Consider the following 14,957-nt stretch of genomic DNA (forward strand, 5'->3'; position numbering starts at 1 on the left):
CCAATATCATTATTTTGCTTGCAATTTATCCAATAGGCTAATTATATTATTTATAAAAAGAGCGTTAAATCACATTTTTTTGTTATGCATATCACAATTATGCTATTTGGAGTGAGATCATTGCGCATAAATCACTTTGTTCCTGAGCCACGATTCGAACGCTTTCTCTGTTACCCAGAATCATTTGGCCACTACGCAAACGAGACAGAGCATTACGAGAACCGACCTAATGGACTCACCACATACAACTGGCATATCGTTCGGGCTGGCAAGGGATATGTTCGGATCGGAGAAAAAACCGTGGAGCTGAACAGTGGTACCGGTTTTCTTTACGGTCCAGGTGTGCCACAGCAATACTACGCTGACAGCTTTGAGCCATGGGATATCAGGTGGATTCATTTTACGGCTCGCGGTTTAGGTACACTACTGCAAGGACGGGGGGATCGAGAGCCTTGGCTCTTCTCGTGGGAAGGAGTAGAACGGCTTGACCAGTTGTGGTCAGAATTGTTAGATTTCCGCATGCCTCCAATGCAGGAAGGAGCAGCTAGATTATCTGCCATTACTTATGAAATGATCGCTTTAATCGTCCAGCATGCTGAGACTATTGAAGGCATCCCTAAACCTGGAATGCGGGACAGGCTAACTGAGGTAGCGGAGTGGATACGCTCACACTGCCGTGAGCCGCTCACGCTCGAACAGATGTCATCGCAAGCAAGCTGCAGTCCTTCGCATTTCAGTAGGCAGTTCCACAGCTTAATTGGGAAGACTCCGATTGAGTATTTAACGGAATGCCGTATTCTCCAATCCAAAAACCTGCTGGTATCGACGAGCATGACCATAAAGAATATTGCTGAGCTTGTCGGTTTTGCAAACAGTACATACTTCATTCAGCGGTTTCGAAAGTCAGAGGGGATGACCCCGGAACAATTCCGAATACTACGAGGTGCCGGAAACAACCAACAAATTAACTGAAAAGACCGAGTAGAGCATTGATTTCCCCGGTCTTTTTTTGTTGCTTCATGTCCGGTCGTTTCCACTTTGTTGAACTAAAGCCAATTGAGCACCATAATAAAACAAAGAAAAACCCTTGATACACAAAGGTTTTTCTTTGTTTTTATTATGGTGGAGCCAAGGGGGATTCCGACCTCGTTTCGCTCGTCTACTCATCATGGGATGCCCGAATCTTTTATTGAGTGGCTGACGATGCTTACTCATCTTATTAACTTAACGAATTCATGTATCGTTGCAGGTCTATGAAATGGTATGAGAAAGTGTATTATGATTACGCGGAACCGAGAGTCCTAGGTTTCAACCAATTCGACAATCTCCTGATACTTTCGTTCTGCCTCTTCTTCTGTTCTACCGACAATCGGACTTATACCCGGGAAAATCAAGATCTCCCGTTCATACGTCTCAGCTCTTGTTTTTACGTCCCGGTAGTAAGCTTTCGCTTCTTCAAATGTTCCATAGGCGCGTATAAACAGCATCTGCAGACTTAGCAGCTAGATCTCTTCCTGACTGCGAAGCCCCAGCTTGAAACACAATGGGATATCCTTGCTTGGATCGCGCTACATTTAATGGACCCCGTACTGAAAAATGAAGGCTCCCTGGAAATGGACTCTACAACACTGTTGCTGAGCTTAGACGACTGATTTCCAATTGCCCTTCAATTTGCTGAGGGTTGCGAAGCAGGTTGAAGATCGGGCAAACCTGTTCGATCGCTTGATGGAGCGCCTGCAATGTTTCCTCTGACTCTTCGGATCCTATTATCAATTTGTAGTGAATGTTATGAGGGTAAATCGGGATATGCTCGTAGCCCGGACGACCGGCTAGCGGGTGCATCTCCCCTGTTACTTCTACTTCAAGCGAGTGAAGAGAGACTTGTCTTTCAGCAGCTTGGATTAATGCGATGTGCGTCAAGCAGCTTCCGAGCACCCCAAGCTGAAGCTCAGGAGAAGAGGGACCAAGATTATAGCCCGCGAAATCCGGCGGACTGTCGCTTATGACTTGGAAGTCCCGAATTCGGATTTCCCGAACACCGCTTCTTCCTGACGCTCTTACCTTAGCACTGATAGAATTAACTTGATCCGGCTGTTTCTCGGCTTGAACTCTACGGGTTAGAAGTGCTTCCCTTTTCTGTTTCAAGTATTCATTTAAGGTTCCCATGCTTCTACTATCCCCTTTCCTATATAACGATCCACTTTGAATAGAAGCTTAGACTGATGAAGGTTCAGTCCGGCCCATGTACTGAAAGCAAACTTAAACAGATAAATCACCTAAAAATAGTTGGTTTTAAATAATATAGAACAACTCAAACAGCCACGTCTAATATAAAAGATCAATACGCTCATTTTACATTTCTATAATTGATCACAAAGAAGCTCACCTATCCTTCTTGGATTCAAACGCCGTACCCTACTTGAAACAGACACAAAAAAACGCAGCCCTTATCAGGTTGCGTTACAGACTGTCGAGAAAAGTCTCGACAGTCATCTTTATTCTTACGATATTACTATTATTTGCTTAGAACGCAGGAACAACCGCTACTCCGTATTTGTCTTCAATAAACTTCTTCACTTCCGGTGTTGTTAACGCGGCGTTTAACTTCTTAATCTCATCCCGGTTCTCGTCACCGCTTCTTACAACGATGACATTCGCGTACGGCGAATTTGCGTCTTCCCTGAACAATGCGCTCTGCGGATCGATCTTGGCCTCCAGAACCAAGTTTGTATTAATAATCGCTCCGTCCAGATCCGGAAGAGATCTTGGCAATGTAGCGGAATCCGCTTCTACGAACTTGAGTTTCTTCGGATTGTCGATGATATCTTTCGGTGTTGCCTCGTAAGTCGTCAGTCCGTCTTTGAGCTTGATCAGACCCTGCTGCTGCAGGAGAACGAGAGCACGATATTCATTGGACGGATTGTTAGGAATGCCGATTGTTGCTCCCTCTTTGATTTCGTCCTTGGATTTGAGCTTGCTCGAGTAGAAGCCGATCGGCTCCACATGCACTTTCGTCGTTACGACGAAGTCGTAGCCCTTCTCGTCTTTGACGGAATCCAGATAAGGAACGTGTTGGAAGTAATTGGCGTCGATCTGCTTTTCCTGCAAGGCCGGATTCAACTGCCCTTCATCGTCGAGTATTTCGATCTCCAAATTAACGCCTTCCTCTTTAAGCTTAGGCTTGATGAACTCCAATATTTCGGCATGAGGCACGGCTGCCGCTCCCACTTTTAACGTGACTTCTTTAACCGGCTCGGAGGCGGACGAAGACGGACTGTCGCTCGGAATCTGATTCGCGGAGGCTTGCGGAGAACTATTGCCGGAGGACCCGTTGTTATTCGAACCGCAAGCAGCGGCAATCAGACTCACAACAAACAGGAAGGCAACAAGGACGGCCATTCTTTTCTTAGACATTTTCTCTCTCCTACTTTCCATTTTTATATTTGTAATAGTATTGAACTCTCAGGTCGCTCTTCCCCGGCAAACCAGGATTATTCGAGCTTATAACGCCTGTTGTGAATGGACTTCGCTATCCCATCGCCGGTCCACTGAATGGTTTGAATCAGGAGTATGATAACCAAAACGGTTGCGAACATAATATCCTCTCGGAATCGTTGGTAGCCGAAGCGAATCGCTAGACTTCCTAGTCCGCCAGCTCCAATAGCTCCGGCAACCGCCGTTAATTCGGTGATTCCGATGATGGCAATCGTTACGCCACGCACAAGCGCTGGCAGCGCTTCGGGAATGAGGACCCGTAAGATGATCGTAATGGGCGAAGCACCGACTGCGATCGCCGCTTCAATCTTCCCCGCGCCTACTTCCTTTAACGAATTTTCCACAATTCGTCCCAGGAAAGGAGCAGCACCGATCGATAACGCAACGATAGCCGCGGTTGGACCAAGCGACGTTCCTACGATTAGGCGCGCTAGGGGAAGCAACAGCACGATCAGGATAATAAACGGAATCGATCGGATGCCGTTGATGAGGAAGCTTATCACCTTATTGACATGCACGGACTGTAAGACATGTCCTTTATCTGTTACAACAAGCAGAATACCAAGGGCCATTCCCAGTAGAAGAGCAAAGAAGGATGACCAAGCCACCATATAGAGAGTCTCTCGAAGAGCTTTCCACAGGAGCTCGAATAAATCGTTTTTCAAATTCCCTCCCCCAATCCTTCAATCAGCCCTCTTCTATTACGATACTGCTCCAGAACGCTTACGAATTTCCGTGCGGTATCGCTCTCCGGATTCAGGAACAATTTGGCGACTGGACCGGTCTCCACGATTCTCCCATTCTCGATAACGGCCATGCTATCGCATATATGCTGGAGGACTTCCAACTCGTGAGTAATGAGCACGATCGTCAGCTTCAACTGGCGATTAATGTCCTTTAGCAGTTCCAGAATGGAATAGGTCGTTTCCGGATCGAGAGCCGAAGTCGCTTCATCGCTTAGAAGTACATCCGGATCATTCGCGAGCGCGCGGGCAATGCCAACCCTCTGCTTCTGCCCCCCGCTAAGTTGTGCCGGGTATGTCCCTTCCTTGTCGGACAGCTTAACCAAGTCAAGAATCTCCCGGACACGCTGCCGAATTCGTTCCCTCGGATGACCTGCGACCACGAGCGGAAACGCAACATTCTGATACACGGTTTTACCGTCCAGCAGATTAAAATGTTGAAAAATCATGCCGATCTTCTGCCGTGCCTGGCGTAGTTTACGGCCCTTCAATTGCGTAATATCGTCGCCTCCGATCCAGATACGCCCCGAATCCGGTTCCTCCAGTCGGTTCATACACCGGATCAGCGTGGATTTGCCGGCTCCGCTAACCCCGATAACGCCGAAGATTTCCCCAGTGGCTATCCGTAAATCGATGCGGTCCAGCGCTGAGACACTTCCTTTTGTCGTCAGATAGGTTTTGCTCAGTTGCTCCACGAGAATCAAATCGTCACCTCCTCATACAAATAAAAAAAAACTAAGCCCTTCCCCCTTCATTTGAAGGACGAGTACTTAGTTTCCAGACATCTGGTCAACTTAATGATCCCCTATTAAATTCTTATTATTCCGATACGCTTCAACTAATTTAATTCATTTTTCACAAGGTGTCAATATCTTCCCAAAAAGGAAACCTTTAATTATACTATTCACATGAAAATACTTATATTTAGGGGGCATATCATGAGTAGTGCAACACGCCAAATGAAACTGTCGGCTTATCTGGTCGGCACCGGAATGCATGTCGCCTCATGGAGACTACCGCAAGCACACGCCGGTGCCAGCATTGACATCGACTACTACAAGAAGCTTGTAAGAACTGCCGAAAAAGGGAAATTCGATATCGCATTTCTTGCAGACAGCCTAGCGATCAACGAAGTCTCTCATCCCAACATTCTTAACCGTTACGAGCCTATTACCCTTATCGCCGCTTTGGCGGCCAGTACGGAGCAAATCGGCATTGTCGCCACAGCATCTACCTCCTACATCGAGCCGTTCAACCTCGCTCGCCTGTTGATGTCCGTAGATCATATTAGCAAGGGCCGGGCTGGCTGGAATATCGTCACGACCCGCGATTTATCAGGGAACACTGCGAGAAATTTCGGTGCCGAGGATCATCTTGAGCATGGATTCCGCTATCGAAGGGCCAGTGAGTTCCTGGACGTGGTGCTAGGTCTGTGGGATAGCTGGGAGGATAATGCTTTTATTCACGACAAGGAGGGCGGAGTTTTCTTTGATCGCAACAAGCTTCATCGGCTCCAGCACAAGGGAGAGTTCTTCTCGGTAGAAGGTCCTCTGAATATTGGCCGTTCCCCCCAAGGACGCCCCGTACTCGTTCAAGCCGGTGTCTCCGATTCCGGGCAAGAGCTCTCTTCCCGGGTAGGCGAAGTCATCTTCTCCATCAAGTACGATTTCGATGATGCGAAGTCGTATTATGATACCTTCAAGAACAAAGTGGCTGCCGCCGGACGGAACCCGGATCAAGTTCATATTCTACAAGGCATCTCTCCTATTATCGGTTCAACGGAAGAAGAAGCGAGAGAGAAGAGAAGCCGGCTAGAGTCCCTCATTCCCGAAGAGACCGGTATCGGTTTTCTATCCGATTATTTCCAAGGCTTCGTCGATTTCACCGGCTTTACCCTAGAAGACCGGGCCAAGGATGCCGGACTGGATCGCCTCCCGATGACCAAAACCGACTATTTGAAGCATCAGCCGATTATCTCCCGGATAAATCCGACGCTTCGCGAGGTTTACTCCCTGCTCACCGGATCGTTCAGCAGCGACCATCTGGTTGGTACCCCGGAGAAGATTGCCGACACTTTAGAGTATTGGTTCCGAAACCGCGCTGCTGATGGCTTTATGCTGATGGCGCCTTCGTTACCTGACGGATTAGAGGATTTCGTCGAGCAAGTCGTGCCTATTTTGCAGAAGCGAGGCTTGTTCCGGTTGGATTACACCGGCGCTACCTTGAGGGAGCATCTTGACCTGCCGTTTCCGGCTAACCGTTATACTTGATCTCTAATTATTGGCGCTGTTTCTCCTGTACTTAAAGCAAGACGCAGCTGATCTGTAGATTAGCTACCGTCTTGCTTTTCTGAACTAAGTTCTCTATAGCTTTATGGAATTCTCCTCTAATTTAACTAAACATCGATATTAATTTAACACCATTTTTATATAGCGTCTTCTTAAATTCATCAAGCATTTTTACCTCTTTTGAAATTCGTGATACCTTAGTTACAATTACTGCGTCTAATTTGGGAAGTTTATCATAAATACCTGCGTAATTATCCTCAAAAATCTGATGCCAATAGGCAACCTTAATATTCTCGGATTGAGCAAAAGAAGTAATGCTAAGTCTTTGTTCTTCGGCGCTTTCAAAGCTAGAATCTCTTAGTATAGCCATAGCTTTCATATGGATAATACTCCTTTTCAAATCTATGTTTGTTACTATTATCGGCAATATTCGAGAAATTCCCAATAAAAAAAGCAGCCTATTAAATATCGCTGCTTTAGAGTCTTTCGCTTATTTTAAAATGTACTCGATCCGATCCAACTCGTCTTGAGAAAACGATGCATTCGCGAGTGCGCCAACGGCATCTTCTATCTGTTCTACTTTGCTGGCGCCTATTAACGCAGAAGTGACCCGGCCGCCGCGTAGAACCCAGGCTAATGCCATCTGGGACAGTTTCTGGCCTCTTTCCAATGCTAATTTGTTCAATTCTTTGACTTTTGCAAGACGCGTCTCGCTAATATCCTCGGGGCGTAAGAATACGCTTGGTCCCGCAGCACGAGAGTCAGAAGTAATGCCATTCAAATACCGGTCGGTAAGAATTCCTTTCTCGAGCGGCGAGAATACGATCGATCCGATTCCCTCCTCCTCGAGAACTTCTTGCAGGCCATCCTCTATCCACCTTGACATCATGGAGTAATTCGGCTGATGGATCACGCAGGGAGTACCCAATTGCTTCAAGATGCGGGACGCTTCTCGCGTTTGTTCCGGTCGATAGTTGGAGATCCCCACATACAGCGCCTTACCTTGACGGACGATCATATCCAGCGCAGCCATCGTTTCCTCTAGAGGTGTATCCGGATCAGGACGGTGATGATAGAAAATATCAACATAATCAACCCCCATCCGCTTCAAGCTCTGATCCAGACTCGATACGAGGCTTTTCTTGGAGCCCCATTCCCCATAAGGTCCAGGCCACATGTAATATCCCGCTTTCGTCGAGATAATCAACTCGTCCCGGTAGGGACTCAAATCATCCTTCAACATACGGCCGAATGATTCTTCTGCGGATCCGGGAGGCGGCCCGTAATTGTTCGCCAGGTCAAAATGCGTAATGCCCAGATCAAATGCCCTTCTAACCATCGCCCTGCCATTCTCATACTTATCGATTCCGCCAAAATTGTGCCATAGTCCAAGCGAGATCGCAGAGAGCTTCAATCCGCTCTTTCCGCAGCGATTATATGTCATGGATTCGTATCTTTCTTGTCTTGCCGTATATAACATTCTTACAACCTCCTCTTAACGTATAGGCTCATTATAGTACGCCTGATTGGGACGGCCTATGTCCGCATGGAAGGTAAATATGGCATAATGTCTGAATTTATCTGCTATCGATACAGCTTTGGAGGGACTCCTTTTAGCTTTTTAAACATTTTGGAGAACAGCAGTGCATCCTGATAACCTACCGAACGGGCAACCTCGCCTATCGAATATTCACCTTTACGCAACAGATCCCCCGCCCGATCCATCCGGTAATTAAGCAAGTATTGCTGCGGGGGCAGTCCCATTGCCTCCTTAAAGAGGAATGACAAGTACTTGCGATCCAACCCAAGCGAGGCGGCCATCTGCTGAACCGTTATCGGCTCGCTGAAATGACTATGGATAAAATCCAAGCTGCGATGGATGTATGTATCTTGCTTGCGAGGCTGAACACTGCCATCAGCCGATGAAGGCTGCGAATCAATCAACACCGTAAGAAACTCAATCAGGAGCGAAGTCAATCTCAAGTCATGATTCCTGGGATGGTTCGCCGCTTCCAAAAGCAGTTCGTACAAATTGGGCATGAGCTGCTTATCCATAGGGAACACCGGCTCCTCTGATGTCAGCTTGGTTCGCTCCAGAACCTCGCCCACCTGTTCGCCGCGAAAGCCGATCCAAGAATAACTCCATGGATCGATAGCATCAGCCTGATAGGAAATCACTTTACCGGGGTAAGCCAGAAAAGCTTGGCCTGAAGTCAACTTAAACGTAGAACCGCCAACCTGCACAGTTCCGGTTCCCCGGTGTACAAAATGCACCTTATAATGGTCACGTATGCCAGGACCGAATGCATGGTTAGGAGAACAGTCTTCTTTCCCCCAATAAGATAAATAAAAATCCGGGTTATCTCGGGATGAACGATACGAATTATAATGAAAAGCCTTCAAAAAGTTGTCTCCTTCCCTTGCTATGGCACAGCTCACCGGTAATGTATCTAACAGTTTATGATTTTTGAGTATACAGTTAGTATGTGATCTCTTTCTGTTTCATCATCATTTAAGTTTGAATCTTCCGTTTCAGCAATCGTAAAACCATGAAACTGTGCTTCCTCTTTGTATTGAAACAGTACGTTCTGTATGTTACTACCCTTGTTCAATGTACATCCAAATGGTAACTCTAACCCCTCATAATAGGAAACAACTGATAACCTTATGGCAGGTATTTGAAAATCTCCCCAGACGTAAAAAACAAATGACTTTCCCCTAAAGTACTTATTTAAATACACCGACCATGAGTTTTCAATAATTAATTTGTTTAGCTTCTGAATGGTGTAAAGATTATAATTAGCTTCCGCATAATACTGACCACTGTCATTAGAGAACAAGAGGTTTGGTTGTTCTGCTATCTCAACAATTTCGTTGTACGCTTTAATTCCTTTATTTTTTAGAAATTCAATCATTAGGCTGTTATCACCACTTTCAATTTACCATTTTGTTCTTGAACTAACGTTCTCCGATAGTTGAATGGACTAACCGAGTGAACCGATCTTAATACAGGTGCGCACATAAAGGTCCCGTGGCCATTATGATGGCAGCGGTATAAATGCATAAAGTTGTTCTCTCCTTCCCTCAATCGTGTATACTAGTATCCAAATTAAACAAATCAAAGTTGGTTAATTAGATGTTTTTCCATACTGATCTTACATGGCTCTCAGTGATGATAGAACGCTATCGTTGTCAGTCGTGAGATTATTCACAACTGACCATCAAGTGGTGCCCACTTTTATTGGCTTTACGTATTTTCTCGTGAGCCTAGTATTTCTTGGGCTCCTCGCTGTGATGCTAATCGATCTTCTGATAAAGGCACGGCGAACGATTCAAGGCCGTATCATAAACAAGGAAGGCAGCATTATTAACGTGCTTCGGGATGACGGTAAGCTAAAGCGCTTCAGAATAAACGTACCTGAGGTGCTGGATGCTCTCCGAGCTGACTATAGAGTAGAGATCGTGAGCACGAATCTGGCCAATATTCCGAGCCGGATCACGGTGATTGAGTAACGAGGTTCGTTTAGTTTTTAGAACTTATGTTGCAAAGCAGCCATCACATACTTCTTCTTGGTGTTTTGAACTAAAGTTTCCCTTAGCTTAAGCCTCTTGTGTTATTGCCAACTCAAGATGATATCCTTTAGTTCAATCAGAGTTCTGATTCGATAACTGGCTTTTGTGAAGTCATGTGTTTTTGTGAAGTCGTTATGTACAATAGCACAGTCGATACCAGCTGCCACGGCTGAGTTCAACCCTCTGTTTGAATCCTCCACAACCAAGGTCTCTTCTTTGGTAGCTCCGAAACGCTTTAGTCCGGTCAAGTAAGGCTCCGGGTGAGGCTTGGTGCGCTCGTAGTCTTCGCGAATAAGGACGAATTCCATAAATTGTGTAATCTGACGATTTTCATGAATAAGTTGAAAATCAGCACGTTTTGAAGTTGTCACGATCGCCATGCGAACGTACTTTGACAGCTCAGCCAGAGTTTCAGCTACACCTTCAATCTCTATAGCTTCAGTTCTTAGATATTCCTGATAATAGACGTTGCGAACCTCACGCTGTTTACTGATGATATGTTCATCGATACCTGCCGCCCTAGCTTGGGACCAAGTGCCCAATGACTGAGTCATATCGCGAAGGTATTGGTCTTTATCCAAAGTAAATCCTATATCAGCTAGAGCGCGTGCTCCCGCTTTGTAATACCAGAATTCCGTATCAACCAGAACACCATCATGATCGAAGAGTATGAACTTTTTCATTGCTTCGTTCTCCTTTGTCATGCGGCAACCTTGGTGACCAAATATTTATATGATCCTCCAGCGTGCCAACTCTCTGTTCAAATCATTCTCTTTGAATCATCAACTAAAACTTTCCGTTAGTCCAGTCATTATTAGCTTGTCACAGCACCAATTTCTCGAGAGCAACAGCAACACCATCATTATCATTTGATTCAGTAATGTGTTTTGCACAATTTTTCAACTCCATTATTGCGTTTTCCATAGCAACCGGAAATCCACAGTTATGGAATAAACCTAAATCGTTAAAGTCATCCCCGAATACCATTACATTTTCTGCCTTCACCCCAATTTCATTAAGCACCCATTGCACGGCATCTTCCTTTGAGGCTGATTTGTGCATGATTTGAACCAGTACACCTCCGTCGGTTGCGATTACATTCACATGGTCGCCGAATTGCTCGATAATATCTATCCATGCGCTGTAACCATGAACCAATATTTTTGTTGGGGAAAGTGAACTTAAAAAATCCTTATCAACAACCAAAGGTTTAGGATCACTTGAACGGATACCGAAATGACTAAGTTCTGAGTCAGAAATTGGTGTACATGTATAGCATGAGTCATTGACCTCGTAATTAATTATCGATTGAGCTGCATGTAACTTGATGAAATGGTTAATCTGATGGCTAATCTCCATAGGGATACTAATGTGCCGTAGAGTTTGCTTAGACTTGCATATTGTTTGAGCACCATTGTAATAAACCAAGTAGTCTACAAAAGAAAATTTCTTCACAAATTGATTGGCCGCTCTAGGCGGTCGTGCCGTGGCAACGATAATATGGATTCCAGAATCATAACACCGTTTAACAGCTTCGTAATTTCTAGGCGATATGGATTTGTCGCTGCCGAGCAGTGTTCCGTCCAGGTCTAATACAACTGCCTGTATGTCCGACATCTGCATCTCTCCTCAAATTAATTTTACTAATAATAAGCTAATACCAGAAAAGATACTAGACTATTGTTGTTTAGCCTGTCGGTTAACGTAATAAAGCTGCAGCTGATCCTTCGATCTGCTGCAGCTTTTATGATTGAACTAATGTTCCCAGTTAGCTTGATCAACTATTATCTGATGCCCTTACTTATTGGTTGGGGAATAGCTTTCCTTCAACAAATCAATGATTTTTCTTGCCGAATCGGCCCCGTTCTTCATGCAGTCCGAGATCCCCGCGCCATAATAAGAGCATCCAGCAAGGATAATGCCTGGGAATACATCTGCCATGATGCTTTCAAGTGCATGGACGCTTCGCGGATGGGTAATCGAATAAATTGGCATTTGCCCGGACCAGTCGGTGATCTCGTTAACGACAGGTTCGGCGGTAATTCCAAGCCCCTTCTCAATATCGCTAAGCGCCACCTTTAGCAGTCCATCGTGATCCAGATCCTTTATTAAAGCGTACGAGGGATGGCTGCTTTTATAAAATAACCGGACGAGCAAATTTCCGGATTTGGACGTATGCTCCCATTTGCGACTTGTCCACGTGCAAGCGTTGCAGAACAATTCATCGGTTGTCGCGGTAATAAATCCCGTTCCATCGGCGGGGAGCACTGAATCGGGCACGTCAAAGCCGACATATATGCTGATGAGCGAGCTGCTTTTCAATCCCGAGAATTGCTCCGTAAGGCTCGAATCGTCAAGAATCGGTTCTGCTGCGGTATGCGGAATGCTTAGTACAACATAATCCGCTTCGATCATGTCCTGATTGTCTAAGTGCACGTGATACCGGCCATTGTCCTTATCAATTCTGCAGACTTTAGTGTTTAACAGCAATTCTTCGGTCAGACCAGCTTGAAAGGCGTCAATTAGTGAGCCCAGACCGTTTTTTAGCGAGAAAAACTTTTTCTCACCAATCCTAAACTTCTGCTTGTTTGTCTCTAGCCCTTTAATAATACTTCCGTATTGCTCCTTGTAGTCGATCAAGTAAGGTAGTGTTGAGGCAATTGTCAATTCGCTCAAATTCCCTGAATAGACCCCGGAAAGGACGGGAGCAATTTGCTTTTCGACAAGTTCGCTCCCGAGAAAATACTCCAGAAACGCGCCGACAGAATCGTCCTTCGTAAACGTCTCATTTTTCGTATACAAATCTTTTAGCGCCGCAACTTTGCCTTCTGCCGAGACGAGCGTACTCTTGGCGAGAGACTCGATGCTTGTCGGAATACCGAACACCGCGTCGTCCGGAATCGGCTTCAGATGTCCACCAGCGTATATGAAGGAGCGACCAGTCGCGTTATAGACCACGTCATCCTTCAAGCCCAGTTCTTCAATCACGCTCATGTCGTCTATTTTTCGCGCTACAATAGAATCTGCCCCGGTCTCCATCACGAATTGTTGATGCCTGACGGTTTGAATTTTACCGCCTAACTGTGCAGACGCTTCAATTAATAAAAGCCTGACCGCAGCTCCGGTTGCCTTCCTCCATTTGCGAAATTCATGCATGGCCGACAGCCCAGTAATGCCGCCACCAATCACAATAATTGTTTTCAAATTCAACACCTCATGGTTTAGTTCCCATTAGTTTAACATATCCACGCAGGTTTCTGGTATGATTGCCGTCACTATAACCCGAGTTTAATGGGTGAGTGCTAACGGGTTAACCTTACGGTAGAAATCGTTATGGACTAATGGATGAATCGCAAGCATCTTCCACAAGAGAGAATCAATCTTCGTCGTATTCGCTGCCACCGGAGTTTCCGAGAGATCTGTCTGCAAGTTTTTCGTATCTTCTTTGTTTAGCCCCTTCCGCCGCGCCACGACCTTGCTTGTGCCCCGGAGGAAGGCAATTGCAATTATTGTGAAGCACGGCGCAGTGATAAGTCCTCTCCCAAACCTTTTAGCTTAAAAAAATAGCGGCATTCTTGGACACAAATGTCCTAGAATGCTGCTGTATTATTAAACTAGCGTTCAAATTCTACCTTTGCTATCTCTTATTATCGCTCCGCCAGTTACAACTATCCTCATTTGCCGATGACCTCGCTACTCACTAATATTTAGCCTAAAGAATCATGCCGAACTCAAAAAGTAAGTAAATATTAATTTTTGTATAACTCTGGATAGTTAGGATTCTTAATATCGTCACCAAATTGTTTTTCACTCATTACAAAGTTGCCAAAGTACCCTTCCATCATAAAGTCTAATCTTTCAGTAAAATATATTAATTTACTTTCTGGCAATTTAGCTATTGAGTAAACATTCGTTTCGATAAAATGGCAAAGTAGTAAATCATGAATTCTTTTATGTACCCAGTGAACAATTTTGGTTAATTCTCTATCTAATGATTTGTTAATTGTCTGCTTATTAATTTCAATCTGTGCATTATAATAATTCCAAAAATATGCTTCATGGAAAGTTGCTTCTTCAACTAATCCATAGAGAAATGTCCCCTCTTTGAGCTGATAGTTATCCATCAAGATCTGTATATCACATTCCATATCATCCCACCTTAGAGCAGATTTCGAAGTAATGTTTCCCGTTAATTCAATAAATGTTTAATGAAACCAGTCAGGATGCTCTTCCTTGGTGAGTACACCATCATAAGGGAATACCATGTCAATAAATTCGCCAGAATCTGCTTCTAGACTGATAGCTACACCGTCGATATGTATATACCAAGTTCTATTACCAGTGACTTTATTCCAAAACGTATCTTTATTCAATACACTCATCTCAACAATATTTGTGTCATAAGTTAAATCTAAATTTCGGTTTACTGTTTCAAGATACATTCTTGCTTTAGACGTAGCCTCATGTTCAGTAAGGATAGGTTCTTGAAAGCGATATAACCCAAATAAAATTAGTACTGCAATTAACAAAATGATTGAATAACCAACCTTTTTCAGAACAACCATCCCCTCGCTGAACTAAAAGTGAAATACGCTTCCAGTTACCAGAAGTTGCATATAACTGCCCAATAGCTCAACGATATAAAGAGCAGCTGCCGCGGCGGCAAACTGCTCTGGATCATTGAACTATATGTCACGATAGTTTAACTAAATCCCTTATGAGTTCTTCCTAAAAAGACCCGCAGACCCCAAGTTTCCCTATATCCCGTTCATCAACAAAGCTGCAGAATTGAAATTCGTGGAAGTTTAACTTAATTCCGCTATCTGTTGGACTTAAACTAAAAAGTAGACACTTCGTT

Annotated in this window: 16 protein-coding genes and 1 pseudogene; 3 read left to right on the plus strand and 14 right to left on the minus strand. The window is 44.8% G+C overall.

Annotated elements, in window-relative coordinates:
- Nucleotides 1-99: 99 nt before the first annotated feature.
- Nucleotides 100-972, plus strand: coding sequence for an AraC family transcriptional regulator (locus CFI03_RS10075; RefSeq protein ID WP_248757279.1), 873 nt, complete (start codon nucleotides 100-102; stop codon nucleotides 970-972).
- A 338-nt stretch (nucleotides 973-1,310) separates the two neighbouring features.
- Here the strand turns inward: CFI03_RS10075 and CFI03_RS10080 are convergent.
- From CFI03_RS10080 to CFI03_RS10100, 5 genes and pseudogenes are all read right to left on the minus strand, one after another.
- Nucleotides 1,311-1,596: pseudogene (locus CFI03_RS10080) on the minus strand (LLM class flavin-dependent oxidoreductase); the annotation flags it as partial.
- Nucleotides 1,597-1,620: 24 nt separating this feature from the next.
- Entirely contained in the window at nucleotides 1,621-2,166 is a 546-nt protein-coding gene (locus tag CFI03_RS10085) for an OsmC family protein (protein WP_127496742.1), read from the minus strand.
- Nucleotides 2,167-2,523: 357 nt separating this feature from the next.
- On the minus strand, nucleotides 2,524-3,414 hold the full coding sequence (locus tag CFI03_RS10090; RefSeq protein ID WP_248757280.1) for a MetQ/NlpA family ABC transporter substrate-binding protein: 891 nt from the start codon (nucleotides 3,412-3,414) through the stop codon (nucleotides 2,524-2,526).
- Nucleotides 3,415-3,491: 77 nt separating this feature from the next.
- Nucleotides 3,492-4,160 carry a methionine ABC transporter permease gene (locus CFI03_RS10095; RefSeq protein WP_283094475.1) on the minus strand — a complete coding sequence of 223 codons (669 nt, stop codon included), beginning with the start codon at nucleotides 4,158-4,160 and terminating at the stop codon, nucleotides 3,492-3,494.
- On the minus strand, nucleotides 4,157-4,942 hold the full coding sequence (locus tag CFI03_RS10100; RefSeq protein ID WP_248757281.1) for a methionine ABC transporter ATP-binding protein: 786 nt from the start codon (nucleotides 4,940-4,942) through the stop codon (nucleotides 4,157-4,159). The genes CFI03_RS10095 and CFI03_RS10100 overlap by 4 nt, the downstream gene beginning before the upstream one ends.
- Before the next feature lie 234 nt (nucleotides 4,943-5,176).
- Here CFI03_RS10100 and CFI03_RS10105 point away from each other — a divergent pair, with 234 nt between their 5' ends.
- Complete coding sequence (locus CFI03_RS10105; protein WP_127496746.1) at nucleotides 5,177-6,508, plus strand: LLM class flavin-dependent oxidoreductase; 1,332 nt, start codon at nucleotides 5,177-5,179, stop codon at nucleotides 6,506-6,508.
- A 121-nt stretch (nucleotides 6,509-6,629) separates the two neighbouring features.
- On the opposite strand, the gene CFI03_RS10110 is transcribed toward CFI03_RS10105, so the two are convergent.
- The 4 genes from CFI03_RS10110 to CFI03_RS10125 form a co-directional block, all read right to left on the minus strand.
- A complete protein-coding gene (locus tag CFI03_RS10110; RefSeq protein ID WP_248757282.1) occupies nucleotides 6,630-6,905 on the minus strand; it encodes a recombinase family protein in 276 nt (91 codons plus the stop codon).
- Between the two features lie 111 nt (nucleotides 6,906-7,016).
- Nucleotides 7,017-8,006: an aldo/keto reductase gene (locus tag CFI03_RS10115; protein WP_248757283.1), complete on the minus strand. Its 990-nt coding sequence runs from the start codon at nucleotides 8,004-8,006 to the stop codon at nucleotides 7,017-7,019.
- Between the two features lie 104 nt (nucleotides 8,007-8,110).
- Nucleotides 8,111-8,929 carry an AraC family transcriptional regulator gene (locus tag CFI03_RS10120; RefSeq protein ID WP_248757284.1) on the minus strand — a complete coding sequence of 273 codons (819 nt, stop codon included), beginning with the start codon at nucleotides 8,927-8,929 and terminating at the stop codon, nucleotides 8,111-8,113.
- Nucleotides 8,930-8,976: 47 nt separating this feature from the next.
- Complete coding sequence (locus CFI03_RS10125; RefSeq protein ID WP_248757285.1) at nucleotides 8,977-9,441, minus strand: hypothetical protein; 465 nt, start codon at nucleotides 9,439-9,441, stop codon at nucleotides 8,977-8,979.
- 376 nt (nucleotides 9,442-9,817) lie between these two features.
- On the opposite strand from CFI03_RS10125, the gene CFI03_RS10130 reads away from it, so the two are divergent.
- Nucleotides 9,818-10,039, plus strand: a complete 222-nt coding sequence (locus CFI03_RS10130) for a hypothetical protein (protein WP_248757286.1) — start codon at nucleotides 9,818-9,820, stop codon at nucleotides 10,037-10,039.
- Between the two features lie 101 nt (nucleotides 10,040-10,140).
- On the opposite strand, the gene CFI03_RS10135 is transcribed toward CFI03_RS10130, so the two are convergent.
- The 5 genes from CFI03_RS10135 to CFI03_RS10155 form a co-directional block, all read right to left on the minus strand.
- Nucleotides 10,141-10,782 carry an HAD family hydrolase gene (locus tag CFI03_RS10135; protein WP_248757287.1) on the minus strand — a complete coding sequence of 214 codons (642 nt, stop codon included), beginning with the start codon at nucleotides 10,780-10,782 and terminating at the stop codon, nucleotides 10,141-10,143.
- Between the two features lie 139 nt (nucleotides 10,783-10,921).
- On the minus strand, nucleotides 10,922-11,716 hold the full coding sequence (locus CFI03_RS10140) for a Cof-type HAD-IIB family hydrolase (RefSeq protein WP_248757288.1): 795 nt from the start codon (nucleotides 11,714-11,716) through the stop codon (nucleotides 10,922-10,924).
- Between the two features lie 180 nt (nucleotides 11,717-11,896).
- A complete protein-coding gene (hemG, locus tag CFI03_RS10145) occupies nucleotides 11,897-13,303 on the minus strand; it encodes a protoporphyrinogen oxidase (RefSeq protein WP_248757289.1) in 1,407 nt (468 codons plus the stop codon).
- Nucleotides 13,304-13,848: 545 nt separating this feature from the next.
- Complete coding sequence (locus CFI03_RS10150) at nucleotides 13,849-14,247, minus strand: Imm41 family immunity protein (RefSeq protein ID WP_248757290.1); 399 nt, start codon at nucleotides 14,245-14,247, stop codon at nucleotides 13,849-13,851.
- 57 nt (nucleotides 14,248-14,304) lie between these two features.
- Nucleotides 14,305-14,664, minus strand: coding sequence for a hypothetical protein (locus CFI03_RS10155; protein ID WP_248757291.1), 360 nt, complete (start codon nucleotides 14,662-14,664; stop codon nucleotides 14,305-14,307).
- Nucleotides 14,665-14,957: the final 293 nt, after the last annotated feature.

This window comes from Paenibacillus sp. ATY16 (genome assembly GCF_003399985.2).
GTDB classification, from domain to species: domain Bacteria; phylum Bacillota; class Bacilli; order Paenibacillales; family Paenibacillaceae; genus Pristimantibacillus; species Pristimantibacillus glycanilyticus.

Coding starts and splice junctions, on each gene's coding strand:
- CFI03_RS10125 (WP_248757285.1), bottom strand. CDS start 9,441: ATGATTGAATTTCTAAAAAATAAAGGAATTAAAGCGTACAACGAAATT.
- CFI03_RS10155 (WP_248757291.1), bottom strand. CDS start 14,664: ATGGTTGTTCTGAAAAAGGTTGGTTATTCAATCATTTTGTTAATTGCA.
- CFI03_RS10135 (WP_248757287.1), bottom strand. CDS start 10,782: ATGAAAAAGTTCATACTCTTCGATCATGATGGTGTTCTGGTTGATACG.
- CFI03_RS10140 (WP_248757288.1), bottom strand. CDS start 11,716: ATGTCGGACATACAGGCAGTTGTATTAGACCTGGACGGAACACTGCTC.
- CFI03_RS10105 (WP_127496746.1), top strand. CDS start 5,177: ATGAGTAGTGCAACACGCCAAATGAAACTGTCGGCTTATCTGGTCGGC.
- CFI03_RS10110 (WP_248757282.1), bottom strand. CDS start 6,905: ATGAAAGCTATGGCTATACTAAGAGATTCTAGCTTTGAAAGCGCCGAA.
- CFI03_RS10090 (WP_248757280.1), bottom strand. CDS start 3,414: ATGTCTAAGAAAAGAATGGCCGTCCTTGTTGCCTTCCTGTTTGTTGTG.
- CFI03_RS10150 (WP_248757290.1), bottom strand. CDS start 14,247: ATGGAATGTGATATACAGATCTTGATGGATAACTATCAGCTCAAAGAG.
- CFI03_RS10115 (WP_248757283.1), bottom strand. CDS start 8,006: ATGTTATATACGGCAAGACAAGAAAGATACGAATCCATGACATATAAT.
- CFI03_RS10085 (WP_127496742.1), bottom strand. CDS start 2,166: ATGGGAACCTTAAATGAATACTTGAAACAGAAAAGGGAAGCACTTCTA.
- CFI03_RS10075 (WP_248757279.1), top strand. CDS start 100: ATGCTATTTGGAGTGAGATCATTGCGCATAAATCACTTTGTTCCTGAG.